We start from the raw sequence: 15040 nt of genomic DNA, 5'->3' as shown, positions 1-15040 counted from the left end.
CCCAGCGCTCAGCCGGCCTGCTGCAGCGCGAGCACAATGATCGCGGCGTTGATCCCGAGGCCAATCAGCCACCAGCGGTTGAAGGTCAGAATCAGCAGCGCGGCAGAAACCGCGGCGCCCGTGACCGTGACCGGAATCCACCAGGACGCGTCCCCGATCAGGCCAAGCCCGCCGAGCGCCAGGATCACCGCGGCCGCAATGGCCAGTCCCGAAGCCAGCCGGCGGACGTTGCCCGCAAACGGCGAGTGTCCGACGTCGAACGGTGCCTTCTCGTCCGGCTTTGGCAGCCAGATGGCCAAGTGAACCAGGCCGTGCGCAATCACGAACAACCCCGCAATCCAGCGCATGGCGGCCCTTCCTTGCATCCCAGCCGACGCGTCCATCGAAGCACCGCGGCCGCGGGGCGGCAAGGGGCGGAAGTCCCGGCCGCCCGGCACCTTCCGGTTTGTCCGGGGCGTCGGGGCGACGGCGCAAGTGTCCGGTATTCCAGACACGACGAACGGGGCCGGACTGTCCCGGACCCCGGTCGGGGCGCATGCTTAAGTACGGGATACCGGACACCGTGCTATTTGAAGAGGATCCATGCCAGCCACCACCATCACCCCGAGTGCCGCCGAGGGGGCGCCCAAAGCAACCCCGGCGAAGGCCGCCTCCAAGGTTCCGGCCGCGGAAAACACCCTGCGCATCCTCAAACTGCTCGCCTCCAAGCGGGGGCCGGTGGCGGCGTCGAACATTGCCACGGCGCTGGGGCTGCCGCGCTCCAGCGTCTACCACCTGCTTGGCGTGATGGAGGCCAACGGCTTTGTCCTGCATCTGCATGAGGAGCAGCGCTACGGTCTGGGGATCAGCGCCTTCGAACTCAGTTCGGCGTATTCCCGCCAGGAGCCGCTCTCGCGCCTGGGCCGGCCGCTGCTTGCCTCGCTGGTGGACGTTATCGGCGAAAGCGCCCACCTCGCCGTGCTGCACGGCCGCGACGTGCTCTACATTGTCGAGGAGCGGGCGAAGAACCGTCCGTCGCTGGTGACCGACGTCGGGGTGCGGCTGCCGAGCCACCTCACCGCGAGCGGGCGCGCGATCCTCGCGGCGCTGCCCAAGTCGCAGGTCCGTGCGCTGTACCCCAACGCGGCTGCCTTCAGCGCCCGGCACGAGACTGAATCGCCCATCATGAAGTACTCGGCGCTGTCCTCGCATCTGGACCAGGTCCGTCAGCGCGGCTACGCCACCGAACACGGGGAGGTCACACCAGGCTTCGGGTCGATCGCCGCCGCCGTCACGGACCACGTGGGCTGGCCGACCGCCGCCGTCGCCGTGACGTTCCTCGAGGACAAACTGCCGCCCGATCAATGGCCCGCCCTGGCCGCACGCGTGCAGAAGGTCGCCGACGATCTCTCCATCCGGATCCACGGCCGCCCCTCCGCCTGACCCCGACGGAGACCCCCTCCCGGCCTGAGTAACCGTTCCCAACTGACTAGCAGCAGGGGCCGTTTTGAGCGCCCAAAACGGCCCCTGCTGCGAGTCAGTTGGGAGGGATGGATCGTCTGGAATACCGGACAGCACCCCTGCGAACCCTCTGTTTCCGCGGCGGGGGACAGGCTTTAGTTGATACAGGACCTCATTCCACGAACCACCAAGAAACGAAGGAGCCCCCATGGCACCCGCCGATTTCACCACCGGTGCCCGCCCGGTCAAAGCAGCCCGCGGCACCGAGCTCACCGCCAAGAGCTGGCAGACGGAAGCCCCGCTGCGCATGCTCATGAACAACCTCGACCCCGAGGTCGCCGAACGCCCGGACGACCTCGTGGTCTACGGCGGCACCGGCCGCGCCGTCCGGTCCTGGGCCGCGTTCGACGCGATCACCCGCACCCTGGAAACCATGGAAAAGGACGAGACCCTGCTGGTCCAGTCCGGCAAGCCGGTCGGCGTCTTCCGCACCAACGAATGGGCACCGCGCGTGCTCCTGGCCAACTCCAACCTCGTCGGCGACTGGGCCAACTGGCCCGAATTCCGCCGGCTCGAGGCCGAGGGCCTGATGATGTACGGCCAGATGACCGCCGGGTCCTGGATCTACATCGGCACCCAGGGCATCCTGCAGGGCACCTTCGAAACCTTCGCGGCAATCGCCCGCAAGCTCACCGGGGACGAGAACGGCACGCTCGCCGGCACCCTGACCCTCACAGGCGGCTGCGGCGGCATGGGCGGCGCCCAGCCGCTCGCCGTCACCCTGAACGACGGCGCCTGCCTGATTGTCGACGTCGACGAAAGCCACCTGCGCCGCCGGGCCGGAAAGCGCTACCTCGACGAGGTGGAAACCGACCTCGACGCCGCCATCGCCAAGGTGCTCAAGGCCAAGGAAGAGCGCCGCGGCTGGTCCGTCGGCTACGTCGGCAACGCCGCCACTGTCTTCCCGGAGATCCTGCGCCGCCACAACGCCGGCGAGCTCACCGTGGACATCGTCACGGACCAGACCTCCGCCCATGATCCGCTGAGCTACCTCCCCGAGGGCATCACGGTCGGGGAATGGCACCGCGAGGCCGTCGCCGATCCCGAAGGCTTCACCAAAAAGGCCCAGGCCTCCATGGCCAAGCACGTCCAGGCCATGGTCGAGTTCCAGGACGCCGGCGCCGAGGTGTTCGACTACGGCAACTCCATCCGCGACGAGGCCCGCAAGGGCGGCTACAACCGGGCTTTCGAGTTCCCCGGCTTCGTCCCGGCTTACATCCGGCCGCTGTTCTGCGAGGGCCTCGGCCCGTTCCGCTGGGTGGCGCTCTCCGGCGACCCGGAGGACATCGCGGTCACGGATGCGGCAATCAAGGAGCTCTTCCCGGAGAACAAGCACCTGCACCGCTGGATCGACGCAGCACAGGAACGCGTGGAGTTCGAAGGCCTCCCGGCCCGGATCTGCTGGCTCGGCTACGGCGAGCGGGCCAAGGCCGGGCTGCTGTTCAACCAGCTCGTCAAGGAGGGCAAGGTCAAGGCCCCCATCGTGATCGGCCGCGACCACCTCGATTCCGGCTCCGTCGCCTCCCCGTACCGCGAGACCGAGGCTATGGCCGACGGCTCCGACGCCATTGCCGACTGGCCGCTGCTCAACGCCCTGCTCAACACCGCCTCCGGCGCCACCTGGGTCTCCATCCACCACGGGGGCGGCGTCGGCATCGGCCGCTCCATCCACGCCGGCCAGGTTTCGGTCGCCGACGGCACCGACCTCGCCGCGCAGAAGCTCGAACGCCTGCTCACCAACGACCCCGGCATGGGCGTCATCCGCCACGCCGACGCCGGCTACGACCGCGCCGTCGAGGTCGCCAAGGAACGCGGCGTCCGCATCCCGATGTCAGAAACCCGCTAACCGCTCCCGACCCCACATCGACTGCTCCGTAACTGCCGTTTTGAGCCCCCAAAAGGGCACCTGCGGAGCAATCGATCCCCACAAAGTAGGAATCATGACTCTCCCCACGAACTCCCCAACCTCGCAAGCTCGGCCAGGGAACCCTGTCCGCGTGGCCCCAACCCACTCACCGCTCACCGTCATCCTCGGCTCCAGCGGGGTCACCCCCGAGGACGTCGTCGCCGTCGCCCGGCACGATGCCCGGGTGACCATCTCCCAGGACGCCCTCGACGCCGTCGCCCAAGTCCGCGCCCACATCGACAACCTCGCGCACAGCGAAACCCCGGCGTACGGCATCTCCACCGGGTTCGGGGCCCTGGCCAACCGGCACATCCCCAACGAACTGCGCACCCAGTTGCAGAAGTCGCTGATCCGCAGCCACGCCGCCGGCATGGGCCCGGCCGTGGAACGCGAGGTGGTCCGCGGCATCATGTTCCTTCGCGCCAAGACCCTCGCCTCCGGCCGGACCGGTGTCCGCCCCGTGGTGCTGCAGACCATGGTGGACGTCCTGAACGCCGGTATCACCCCGGTGGTCCGTGAATTCGGCTCGCTCGGCTGCTCGGGCGACCTCGCGCCGCTGTCCCACTGCGCCCTGGTCCTGATGGGCGAGGGCGAAGCTGCCGGCCCGGACGGCACGCTGTACGGCACCAAGGGCGCCCGCCCGGTCGCGGAGCTCCTCGCCGCGCACGGCATCGAACCGGTCACGCTGGCCGAGAAGGAAGGCCTGGCGCTCGTCAACGGCACCGAAGGCATGCTGGGCATGCTGCTGATGGCCATCGCGGATATCCGCCAGCTGCTCACGACGGCGGACATCACCGCCGCGCTCAGCGTCGAGGCGTTGCTTGGCACGGACCAGGTGTTCCTGCCGGAGCTGCACGCTGCGCTCCGGCCGCACCCGGGCCAGGCCGCCTCCGCGGACAACATGCTGCGGGTCCTGTCGGACTCGCCGATTGTGGCCTCGCACCGGATCAACGACACCAAAGTCCAGGACGCCTACTCGCTGCGCTGCGCACCCCAGGTGGCCGGCGCCGTCCGCGACACCGTGGACCACGCCGCCATGGTCGCCTCCCGCGAACTCGCCGCCGCGATCGACAACCCGGTGGTCCTGCCCGACGGCCGCGTCAGCTCCAACGGCAACTTCCACGGCGCCCCGGTGGCCTACGTGCTGGACTTCCTGGCCATCGCCGTCGCGGACCTGAGCTCCATCGCCGAGCGCCGGACCGACCGGATGCTGGATCCGGCCCGCTCGCACGGGCTGCCGGCGTTCCTGGCCGCCGACCCGGGCGTCGACTCCGGGCTCATGATCGCCCAGTACACCCAGGCCGGGCTCGTCTCGGACAACAAGCGGCTGGCCGTCCCGGCGTCGGTGGACTCGATCCCGAGCTCCGCGATGCAGGAGGACCATGTCTCGATGGGCTGGCATGCAGCCCGCAAGCTGCGCCGCTCGGTGGAGAACCTGCGCCGTGTCCTGGCGATCGAGCTGGTGACGTCGGCGCGGGCCCTGGACATCCGTACCCAGCTCTCCGGCGGCGAACTGACCCCGGGCCCGGCAGGGGCCGCCGTGATCGCCGCCCTGCGGGACGTCGTCGACGGTCCGGGCACGGACAGGTTCCTTTCGCCGGAACTGGAGGCGGCGGACCTTCTGGTTGCCTCGGGCAAGGTGCGGGCGGCTGCCGAATCGGCCGTCGGAAATCTTGCCTAAAGGAAAACAAAATGCAGTTTGGGTGAACAATTTCCGGTCCCCCCGAAATAGTCGGCATTACGGCCGCGGGGGGCCGGAAACTGTAGTACAAAGGGAAAGTCACACCAATGAAGTTGTGACAAAGAACATATACAAAGGGGTAGAAGTTCATGAAAGCACGCGGGACGGTTATGTCCAGGCGCCTGGCATCGGCCACGGCGGTTTCCGACTGGCGGGGCCTCAAGGCCGGCGACCGGGTCGAAATCCTCAAGCACGCACAGGTCTTGGCTGCCGGTGAGGTCGAAGAGGTTTCACTGAGCGGCAATGTCCTCTGGCTGGTCCCGGCGGACCCGTCACTTCCGTCCGAGGCCGGGCTGTTCCTGAAATCCGACGGCGTGGAAGTGCGGCGCAGCTAGCCGCAACCGGTCCGACAGAAAGTCCCTGCTCCGGCGGGGACTTTCTGTGTTCCGGGCCCGTTTTGACGGAAGGTTGCCGGCCCCGCGTGGACGGTTCGCCGGCCCCGGCCCCGGGCGCGGCTACCGCGGCCCAAACGGCGGCGGCCCCAGCAGTACGATGCCGCCGTTTTTGCGTGCGGACTCCTGGACCCTGCCGAAATCCACCGGGCCGGTCCCGTCGGTGTCCCCGTCGGCGAGCGGTGTGCTCGCGTCCCAGTAGAAGGACTCGCAGCAGCCGGGCGTGTGCAGGCAGAGCATCCGCGCAGGCCCGGAAACCACCATAAACGCGTGCGGAACGCCCCGTGGCGCCACGGCCAGGCCACCGGCGCCGATCCGGTGTTCGGCACCGTCCATGTGCATGAGGATCTCGCCTTCCAGGATGTACATGGTCTCGTCCGAATCGGGATGAGTGTGCAGCGGTGTCATCTTGCCGCCGGCCATCTGGTCTTCAAACAGCAGGAAGGCGCCGGCAGTCTCCGCCGCCCTGGCTTTCCAGATGTGGACTCCGCCGCCGAAGAACCAGCGGCGCTCGCCCTGGCCTTCTGCGCGGATGATGGCTGCCGGGCTGCTGACCGTTTCCATGGGATCGCCTCTTCACGTGCTTATGGGACTTATGTCCCATAACAAGACTGGGGTACCATAAAGTCCATGTCAACCCCCTATCAGGATGCCGGCCGCACAGGCCAGAAGCGCCGGACGTTCGAGGCGCTCGTTGCTGTCGCCCGGGAAGCGGTGGCGGCGGGGGAGTCCCCGACCGTCGACAGCACGGCGTCAGCAGCCGGCGTCGCCCGGAGTACTGCCTACCGCTACTTCCCGAGCCAGCGTGAGCTCCTCGCCGCAGCCCACCCGGAAACCGCCCGGAAGTCGTTGCTGCCGGCGGACGCGCCGGAGGACCCGGGGGCGCGGCTGGACGTCGTCGTGGCGGAGTTCACCCGGCTGATCGCCGACACGGAAGCCCAGCAGCGCACGATGCTCCGGCTCTCCTTGGAGCGGGACCCTGCGGAATCGGCACTACCGCTGCGCCAGGGCAGGGCGATCGCCTGGATCGAGGAAGCCCTCAAACCTCTCCAGGGCACGTTTTCCGCACCGGAGATCCGCGCCCTTGCGCTGGCTGTGCGCAGCGCGATCGGGATCGAGGCGCTCGTCTGGCTCACTGATATCGGCGGCCTCTCGCGGGACCAGGCCAGGGCGTCGATGCGCTGGTCCGCGCGGGCGCTGCTCCACCAGGCCCTCGTCTCCGGACCCCCGCCGGCAGCCCAGCACTGATGCCGGCTACCCCAGCAGCGTGTTGATCAGTCTCGCGGCCACCTTGGCCGTCCGGTGGTCCAGGTCGAACTCGGGGTTCAGCTCCGCGACATCCAGGTGCAGCAGCTTTCCGCTCGCGGCCACCTGGCGGCACACGGCGCTGATCACCGGCAGCGGCACCCCGTACGCGGCCGGCGCGCTCACTCCGGGGGCCACCGACGCCGGCAACACGTCCAGGTCGATCGTCAGGTACAGGGCGTCCACCTGCGCCAGGAACGCTGCCACAAAGGCGTGCGCGGCCCCGGCCGAACAGTCCTCGTCCAGCAGGTAGTCGACGCCAAGCTCCTCCGCCGTCCGGAAGAGGGCGCGGGTGTTGTTGGGTTCGGAGATCCCGACGACGGCGTACCTCAGTTCGCGTCCCGCGGCGGCTTCAGCCCGGGCCATCTGCAGGAACGGGGTGCCGGAACTGGGCACGGCCTCGTCGCGGAGGTCGAAGTGGGCATCCAGGTTCAGCACGCCCACGCGCAGGCCCTCGCGGACCGCCGCCGAGCCGGCCACGCCCAGGTAGCTCGCGAACGCGGTTTCGTGCCCGCCGCCCAGCACCACGGGAAGCTGCCCGGCGTCGAGCAGGCTGGTGATGGCGAGCCCGGCACGTGCCTGCCCTGCCTCCAGGGCATCCCCGGCCACGGTGACGTCGCCGGCGTCGTGCACGTCCCGGCCCAGGTGGAAGGCGAGCGGGGCGAGGGCGGCGCGGATCGCGGCGGGGGCCGCGGCGGCACCCGTTCGGCCCTTGTTGCGGCGCACCCCGGCGTCGCTGCGGAAACCGAGAATCACCGCGGGGCGCACGAGGGGGCGCGCGGGCTTGGCTCGGCGCGGGGCGAAGGGCGTGACGGCCTGCCACCAGCGCCGGTGCTCGGCGCCGTCGCCGTCGAACCGTCCGGTCCAGGGCTGCGGCGGGACATCAACGGCGGGCGAGGGAGAAACCATGCCCCTAGCTCACCGCAGCCCGGGCCGGAAAACCAGCCGAGCCGCCGTCGTGCTGTCCGAAATCCCGGAACCTGCCCCTTTCAAGGCCGAAGTCTCACCTCGGCGGAGGCGGAGGGGAGGGGAATGCGGGGATCCTTAGTGCAGTCCCAGCGCCGCCTCAATCGGGCCGATCGCGAAGAACAGCAGGAAGGCCGCGGCCACAGCCCACATCAGCGGGTGCACCTCGCGGGCGCGGCCCTGGAAAGTGCGGATCAGGACGAACATGATGAAGCCGGCGCCGAGGCCGTTGGCGATCGAGTAGGTGAACGGCATCAGGGTGAACGTCAGGAAGGCCGGGATGGCGATGCCCAGGTCCTGCCAGTCGATCTTGCCGACCTGGGAGACCATCATAAAACCGACGACGACGAGCGCCGGCGCCACCGCCTCGAACGGAACGAGGTTGATCAGCGGGGTGAAGAACATGGCCACGATGAACAGCAGGCCGGTGACAATCGAGGCGAGGCCGGTCCGGGCGCCTTCGCCGATGCCGGCACCGGACTCGACGTAGATCTGGTTCGAGGAGACGGAGGCTCCGCCGCCGATGATCGCGCCGAGCGCGTCCACCTGCAGGACCCGGTCGACGTTGGGGATGTTGCCGTCCTTGTCGATGGTGCCGGCCTCGGTGGCCAGGCCCACCATGGTTCCCATGGCATCGAAGAAGATGCTCAGCAGGATCACGAACGCCAGCAGGGTCGCGGCGACGAAACCGAGGTGCTCAAAGGCGCCGAAGGGGTTGGCCTTGCCGATCAGGGACAGGTCCGGGGCGGCCCATTCGGAGAATGCCGGGGCCACGAGGGACCAGCCTGCCGGGTTGTAGGTCTTGCCGTCGAAGCTGGGGCCGATGTGCAGGGTGAATTCCAGGATCACGGACAGGATCGTCGAGGCGACGATGCCGATCAGGATCGCGCCCTTGACCTTGCGGACCACGAGGGCGATGGTCAGGATCAGGCCGAAGACAAAGACCAGGGTAGGCCAGCCCACAAGCTTGCCGTCGAAGCCCAGGCCCACCGGCACGGTGGTTCCGGCAACATCCGGGATGCGGCGCACAAAGCCCGCGTTGACCAGGCCGATCAGGGCGATGAACAGGCCGATGCCCACCACGATCGCGGTCTTCAGCCCTTCCGGGACCGCCTTGAAGACGGCGGTCCGGAAACCGGTGAGGACCAGGATCAGCATGGTGACACCCGAGAGCACCACCAGGCCCATCATGTCCGGCCAGGTCAGTCCGGGGTTGGTGGCCACCGTGACGGCGACGAAGGCATTGACGCCGAGGCCCGTCGCCAGCGCGAAGGGGTGCTTGGCCCACGCCCCCATCAGGATGGTCAGGATGCCTGCGACCAAGGCGGTGACGGCGGCGACGGCCGGGAAACCCAGTGTGGCGCCGGAGGAATCGGGGCCCGAGAGGATCAGCGGGTTCAGCACCACGATGTAGCTCATCGCGAAGAACGTGGCAAAGCCGCCACGGATCTCGCGCGAGAAGTTCGACCCCCGCTCGGATATCTTGAAGTACCGGTCGAGTGCAGAGCCCTGCTTGAGCATTAGTCCTCCGGGGGATGTGGATGGTTACTTGAATCCTATTAGGCGCACACGCGGCGACCGGCCGATTTCGCCTAGTCTGTAAGGAAGCCAACACTAGGAGCAGCTTTTCCCATGCGCCCCATCCGACAGCTCTTGAGTGCCCTGCTGGGCGCCGCGATCTTCGCCGCCGCCCTGCTGGGCGCGGTTTCTCCGGCCTCGGCCCACGACGTCGCCGAGTCCACCAGCCCGGCCGCCGGCGCCACGGTAGCGACGCCGCCGGAGAAGGTGTCGATCACGTTCAATAAGAACCCCCTGGCGCTGGGTTCGCAGGTCGCGGTGAACCACGACGGCGCCAATTGGGCCGACGGCGCCGTCGAGATCGTGGACAACGTCGCCTCGCAGAAGCTCAAGCCCGGCGCCCCCGCAGGGCTGTACGCGGTCGCCTGGCGTGTGGCCAGCTCGGACGGCCACCCCATCGAGGGCACCTTCACGTTTACCGCAACAGCCGGAGCGACAGGCTCGACGGCGGTTGCCGCGGTTCCCACGATGGGAACCGCCCAGCCGGGTATAACGCCGGCGCCGGAGCCGCGGACCAGCTCCTCGGAGCCGTTCCCCTGGAGCATTGTGATCTTCGTTGGAACGGCCATCGGCATCCTGGTCGTCCTGGGCCTGATGGCCAAGAGCCGGCTCAAGCCGGGCGCCGGCAACGACACCGGAAGCTGAACCCGCGTTGCCTTGGGTAGGGGCAGAGTGTTCCGGTCAGGCCGGCGCGGCGAGGGCGTAGCCCCCGGGCAGAACGGCCGGAAACCCGTCGGGGTAGACCTTGGCGGAGATCGCCTGGCCCACAACCTTCGCCTGGCGCAGCACTTCCTTCGGCGTCGGCGTAATGAGTTCGCCCACACCCACGAGGTACATCCCGAGGGCGTGCATCGCCGCCATAAGGTTCTGCCCCGCGGCCACACCAAGCTCGGAGAGCATCCGGCGCAGCTGGCTGTGGGCACAGCGCGTCAGGACGAGGTGATCGGCCAGCAGGATGCCGCCGGGCGTGCGGACGGCCCACTGCTGGCCGGGCCGGGTGATGCCGGCATCAACATGGTCCAGCTGCAGGGCCCGGATATTGTTCCGGACGTCCAACTTGTGGCTGGCGGCGTAGTTCCGCAGATGCCGGAGGATTTCGTTGCGTTCCCGCAGGCTGGCGGCGTCGGCCGCGTCGCAGCGCTGCAGGGAGGACGTATTGGCCGGATGCCCGGCACCCAACAGATCGAGCCCGTCCACAATGATGGAGTCAACCCCGCGCCGCTGCAGCTCGCTGGCCACCGCCAGCCCGGACAGGCCGGTGCCGATCACAATGGCTGCGGTCCGTTCGATCTCCACGGACATTGGCATGCTCGACACTGCAGGGTCCTTCCTCGATTGATGCCTGTTGCGGGGTTGGTGCCCCGGACGCGTTCCGTAGCCCGCTCCGAACGCAGTGCCGCTGGCGCCACGTTCTGAAACACGAGTCTCGGTTCAGCAACGCCTCGAAGACTACCTAACATTTGCCGCCTTGGATAGAGCAGCCGAAACAATGGCGGATCCCGGGATTCCCGGACTTTTCGGGCGGCAACGGGGGTTCATCTGCCGTCATTCGGGGTCATCGGACGCCGCGTTAACACTGGGTAAAACCTGCGTGACGATCACAGGTCCGGCCGTTCCTCCGCCCGCTTGCTTGTTCCCGGCAAACCGAGAATAGTTGGGAAAACCAAGGGTTCTGGCCGCAGATTCTTCGGGCGCGTCGCCGTTGGACGCTGCACTCGGACACGTCTGGCAGAATAGCAGCAACATCAGGCAAGAATCGCGAGGAGGCGGACCCCATGGGCCGAGAACAGGTGCATCCGGATCCGGCAGGGGAATCCGCCGGCGGGTCCGCGGCTCCCCGAGGCATCGTGGTCGGCGTCGACGGCTCCGACCACAGCAAGTGCGCCCTGGTGTGGGCCGCCCGCGAAGCCGAGCGCCGCAACCGACCCTTGCACATAGTCACCGCCTACTCCGTTCCGATCTTCGCCGCGTCAGGACTCGACGGCGGTTACGCCACTGTCGACGATTCGGTGATCCGCGAGGGCGCGGAGGCCATCCTGAAGCAGGCCGTGAACAAGGTCGCCGGGTACGTGATCGACGTCGACGCCTCCGTCGAAAACGGCGATGCCTCCGGCGTCCTGCTGGAAATGTCCGAAACCGCCGAGCTGCTCGTCTTCGGCACCCGGGGCCGGGGCGGCTTCGTCGGCCGGCTGCTCGGCTCCGTCAGCAGCGCCCTCCCCGCGCACGCCAAGTGCCCCACCGTCACCGTGCCCCTGATCTGCGCCGACCGCCTGGGCGAAACCACCGACGACAAGCATGTCCTCGCGGAGCGGGCGAAGTCCGGCCGCGTCCCGGTCGAAAACGTAGTGGTGGTGGGCGTCGACGGCTCCGAACAGGCCCGCGTGGCGGTACTGGAAGCGGCGGCGCAGGCCGAAAGGCTCTCCGCGCCGCTGCGTGTGGTTTGCGCCGTCCCGCAGTACAACGGCTCACTGGCCTGGGTGCCCGCGCCGATGGACCGCGAAGCGCTCTTCGCCGACATCAGGACCCAGCTCGACGCCGGCACCGCCTGGATCAGGAGCCACTTTCCGCACCTCACCGTGGAGACCCAGCTCGTGGATGGCTCGCCTGTGGACATCCTCGTCGAGGCCAGTCGGCATGTGGAACTGGTGGTCGTTGGCACCCGTGGCCGCGGCGGCTTCGCCGGGATGCTGCTCGGGTCCACCTCCGACGGGATCCTGCATCACGCCAAGGGCCCCGTCATGGTGGTCCCGGACCGGGATGATCCCCGGCTGGCTGACCGGGTGAACTTCGGACCCATTCTCGGGGACTCGTAGCGGGTCCCGGGCGGGCCCGGGGCCGGTCCCGGGACTGCAAACCTGAGGGGAGGGTCGACAGATGGGGCGCCGACCAGGCACAGGCAGGCCGCGGAGGGAACCGGGGCTGGTGCTCGCACTGGAGCTGGCCGGCACAGAACTGCTTCCCGACGTCGGCGGCAAAGCGGCCAACCTCGGTGAACTGATCCGCGCAGGGCTGCCGGTTCCGGCCGGTTTCTGCCTGACCACCCGTGCCTACCGGCGCGCCACGTCGGGTGTCGGCCTCGACCTTGTCCACGCTGACTTGGCCGCGACCGCCCCGGATGACCTGCCGCGGCTGGCCGGGCTGGCCGCCGCCGCCCGCCGCGCGGTCCTGGCCGCGGACGTGCCCGCTGACATCGCCACGGCTGTCCGTGACTCCTATACGGCGCTGGGAACTGACGTCCCAGTGGCGGTCCGCTCATCCGCGACTGCCGAGGATTTGCCGTTCGCCAGTTTCGCCGGCCAGCAGGATACCTTCCTGAACGTCGTGGGCGTGGAGTCAGTCCTGGCGGCGGTCCGGCAGTGCTGGGCCTCGCTCTGGACGGACCGTGCCGTGAGCTACCGCGCCACCCACGGGATCGGCCCCTCAACGGTGTCGCTCGCCGTGGTGGTCCAGCGAATGGTCGACGCAGCCGTGGCCGGAGTCCTGTTCACCGCCAATCCGGTCACCGGACGACGGCGGGAGGCGGTCATCGATGCCAGCCCCGGGCTCGGCGAAGCCGTGGTCTCCGGGGCCGTCAACCCGGACCACTTCGTCGTCGACAGCGCCACCCGAAGAATCCTCGAGCGCCGGATCGGGAGCAAAAGGCTGGCGATCAGGCCGCTGCCGGGCGGGGGAACCGAACGGATCGACCAGCCCGGCGCCGGGTCGCAGCCCTGTCTGGACGATGCCCAGCTCCTGGCGCTGGAACTCCTTGGCCGCCGCGCCGCAGTGCACTTCGGCGCGCCGCAGGACCTCGAATGGGCCATCGACGGCGGCGGAGCCGCCTGGCTGACGCAGTCGCGGCCCATCAGCACCCTCTACCCGTTGCCGGAGCGGCAGCGGGTCCTGGCCGGGACCCGCGTCTACCTGTGTTTCAGCCTGGCCCAGGGCCTGACGCGCCCGCTGACGCCGATGGGGCTGGCGGCCTTCCGGCTGATTGCCTCGTCCGTGGCCCGCGCGGCGCATTTCGAGGTCCCGGCACCCCACGACGGGCCGCCGCCGTATGTCCAGGCCGGCCAGCGCCTCTTCTTCGACCTGACCCCGGTGCTGCGCAGCGCCATTGGACTGGCCATCGTGCCGCGCGTGTTCGACGTGATGGAAGCCCGCTCCGCGGCCGTGCTGCGCGGCCTGTTCGATGACCCCCGGTTTTCCGTCACCAGCCGGTCCCCGTGGCGGGTGCTGCGGCACGTTGGCCCTGTGGCGGCCCGGGCCAGGGTCCCGGAGTCGCTGCTCCGCGCCCTGCTCCGGCCGGAGGCCGCGCTGCGCCGGGCGGACCGCTTCGGCGAACGCTTCCGGGCCGCCCTGGTGCTCCCGGCTGGGTCCACCGCGGTGCAGCGTCTGGACCACGTGGAGCGCATCCTGGGCCAGGAGCTCTTCCCGGTGGTGCCCAACATCCTGCCGCTGCCGGCCCTGGGCTTTGCCCTGCTGGCAGCCGCCGGCAGGCTGCTGGGACCCGTTGCCGGCCCGGGTTCGCTGCAGCCGGTCCTGCGGGGACTTCCCAACAACGTCACCACCGAAATGGACCTGGCACTCTGGCAGCTCGCTGCAGCCATCCGGGCCGACGCCGAGTCCGCAGCGGTATTCGATGGCGCTGTATTCGACGGCGCGGCGTTCGACAGCGCTGTGTTCGATGACGCAGGGGTGCCCGAACTCGTCCGCCGCTACCGGGCCCGCGGGCTGCCCGCCGTCGTGCAGTCCGGCCTCGCCGGTTTCCTGGGCCATTACGGGCACCGGGCAGTGGCTGAAATAGACGTGGGAATGCCCCGCTGGTCCGACGACCCGGCCCATATCTTCGGGGTCCTGGCCAACTACCTGCGCCTGGACGATCCCGGCCAGGCTCCGGACCGGCAGTTCAGCAAGGCGGCGCGGGACGCCGAGTCACAGGTGGAGCGGCTGTCCGCCGCCGCGGCGGAGCGGAGCAGGCTGCGTGGTGCGCTGGTGCGGGCGGCACTGAAACGCACCAGGATGTTCGCCGGGCTGCGGGAACTGCCGAAATACCACATCGTCGAGGCCCTCGCCGCGGTGCGCGGGCAACTCCAGGCCATCGGGACGGACCTGGCCGCGGCCGGCCGCATCACGGAAGCGGACGACGTCTTCTTCCTGGACCTGGTCGAGGTCCGCGACGGCCTCTCGGGGACAGCGCTGCACACCGTCGTGGCGCAGCGCCGCGAAGCCTACGCCCAGGAACTGGGCCGCCGGCACATCCCGCGGGTGCTACTCTCGGACGGGACGGAACCGGAAGCGGTGCAGGCCGGTGCTGCCGGGACGGATGCCGGAACCCCGGGAGTCCTGACGGGAACCCCGGCATCGGCCGGCACCGTCACCGCCGCCGCCCGCGTCATCCTGGAGCCACAGGGGGCGCACCTGGAGCCCGGAGAGATCCTCGTGGCTCCCTCCACGGACCCGGGCTGGACGCCGCTGTTCCTGACCGCCGGCGGACTGGTGATGGAAATGGGCGGCCCCAACTCGCACGGCGCGGTGGTCGCACGGGAGTACGGGATTCCCGCAGTGGTCGGGGTCCCGGACGCCACCTCGCTGATCGTCACCGGGGACCGCATCACGGTCGACGGCGCCGCAGGCACCGTCGCGCCGGGCGCCGCCCCCGAGGACGCCTAG

The 15040-nt window shown here is 69.3% G+C and carries 13 protein-coding genes; 8 read left to right on the top strand and 5 right to left on the bottom strand.

Going from position 1 to position 15040, the window contains the following annotated elements:
* Positions 1–8: 8 nt before the first annotated feature.
* Complete coding sequence (locus GXK59_RS15970; RefSeq protein WP_160668267.1) at positions 9–347, bottom strand: hypothetical protein; 339 nt, start codon at positions 345–347, stop codon at positions 9–11.
* 235 nt (positions 348–582) lie between these two features.
* On the opposite strand from GXK59_RS15970, the gene GXK59_RS15965 reads away from it, so the two are divergent.
* From GXK59_RS15965 to GXK59_RS15950, 4 genes are all read left to right on the top strand, one after another.
* Positions 583–1422 carry an IclR family transcriptional regulator gene (locus GXK59_RS15965; RefSeq protein WP_160668266.1) on the top strand — a complete coding sequence of 280 codons (840 nt, stop codon included), beginning with the start codon at positions 583–585 and terminating at the stop codon, positions 1420–1422.
* A gap of 226 nt (positions 1423–1648) precedes the next feature.
* Positions 1649–3346, top strand: a complete 1698-nt coding sequence (locus tag GXK59_RS15960) for a urocanate hydratase (protein ID WP_160668265.1) — start codon at positions 1649–1651, stop codon at positions 3344–3346.
* A 94-nt stretch (positions 3347–3440) separates the two neighbouring features.
* Positions 3441–5087 (top strand): histidine ammonia-lyase, encoded by a 1647-nt coding sequence (gene hutH, locus GXK59_RS15955; RefSeq protein ID WP_443094293.1) that lies wholly within the window; start codon positions 3441–3443, stop codon positions 5085–5087.
* A 149-nt stretch (positions 5088–5236) separates the two neighbouring features.
* Positions 5237–5482 carry a hypothetical protein gene (locus GXK59_RS15950; protein WP_160668263.1) on the top strand — a complete coding sequence of 82 codons (246 nt, stop codon included), beginning with the start codon at positions 5237–5239 and terminating at the stop codon, positions 5480–5482.
* A 120-nt stretch (positions 5483–5602) separates the two neighbouring features.
* On the opposite strand, the gene GXK59_RS15945 is transcribed toward GXK59_RS15950, so the two are convergent.
* Positions 5603–6103 (bottom strand): cupin domain-containing protein, encoded by a 501-nt coding sequence (locus GXK59_RS15945; RefSeq protein ID WP_160668262.1) that lies wholly within the window; start codon positions 6101–6103, stop codon positions 5603–5605.
* 66 nt (positions 6104–6169) lie between these two features.
* Here GXK59_RS15945 and GXK59_RS15940 point away from each other — a divergent pair, with 66 nt between their 5' ends.
* Positions 6170–6787 (top strand): TetR/AcrR family transcriptional regulator, encoded by a 618-nt coding sequence (locus GXK59_RS15940; RefSeq protein ID WP_160668261.1) that lies wholly within the window; start codon positions 6170–6172, stop codon positions 6785–6787.
* Between the two features lie 6 nt (positions 6788–6793).
* Here the strand turns inward: GXK59_RS15940 and hutG are convergent, their stop codons facing one another.
* Together hutG and GXK59_RS15930 are read right to left on the bottom strand one after the other, a co-directional pair.
* On the bottom strand, positions 6794–7753 hold the full coding sequence (gene hutG, locus GXK59_RS15935; RefSeq protein ID WP_160668260.1) for a formimidoylglutamase: 960 nt from the start codon (positions 7751–7753) through the stop codon (positions 6794–6796).
* A gap of 135 nt (positions 7754–7888) precedes the next feature.
* Positions 7889–9331 (bottom strand): NCS2 family permease, encoded by a 1443-nt coding sequence (locus tag GXK59_RS15930; protein ID WP_160668259.1) that lies wholly within the window; start codon positions 9329–9331, stop codon positions 7889–7891.
* A 111-nt stretch (positions 9332–9442) separates the two neighbouring features.
* On the opposite strand from GXK59_RS15930, the gene GXK59_RS15925 reads away from it, so the two are divergent.
* Positions 9443–10033 carry a copper resistance CopC family protein gene (locus GXK59_RS15925; RefSeq protein ID WP_160668258.1) on the top strand — a complete coding sequence of 197 codons (591 nt, stop codon included), beginning with the start codon at positions 9443–9445 and terminating at the stop codon, positions 10031–10033.
* Between the two features lie 36 nt (positions 10034–10069).
* Here GXK59_RS15925 and GXK59_RS15920 read toward each other — a convergent pair whose 3' ends face one another.
* Positions 10070–10696, bottom strand: coding sequence for an FAD-binding protein (locus GXK59_RS15920; protein ID WP_237394020.1), 627 nt, complete (start codon positions 10694–10696; stop codon positions 10070–10072).
* 467 nt (positions 10697–11163) lie between these two features.
* Between GXK59_RS15920 and GXK59_RS15915 the strand changes: the two genes are divergently transcribed.
* Positions 11164–12201 carry a universal stress protein gene (locus GXK59_RS15915; RefSeq protein ID WP_160668256.1) on the top strand — a complete coding sequence of 346 codons (1038 nt, stop codon included), beginning with the start codon at positions 11164–11166 and terminating at the stop codon, positions 12199–12201.
* A 61-nt stretch (positions 12202–12262) separates the two neighbouring features.
* Positions 12263–15040, top strand: a complete 2778-nt coding sequence (locus GXK59_RS15910; protein WP_160668254.1) for a PEP/pyruvate-binding domain-containing protein — start codon at positions 12263–12265, stop codon at positions 15038–15040.

The organism is Pseudarthrobacter sp. ATCC 49987 (assembly GCF_009928425.1).
Taxonomy (GTDB): Bacteria; Actinomycetota; Actinomycetes; order Actinomycetales; family Micrococcaceae; genus Arthrobacter.
The sequence above is the reverse complement of the archived record's forward strand: the minus strand, read 5'-3'. Positions and strand labels throughout refer to the sequence as shown.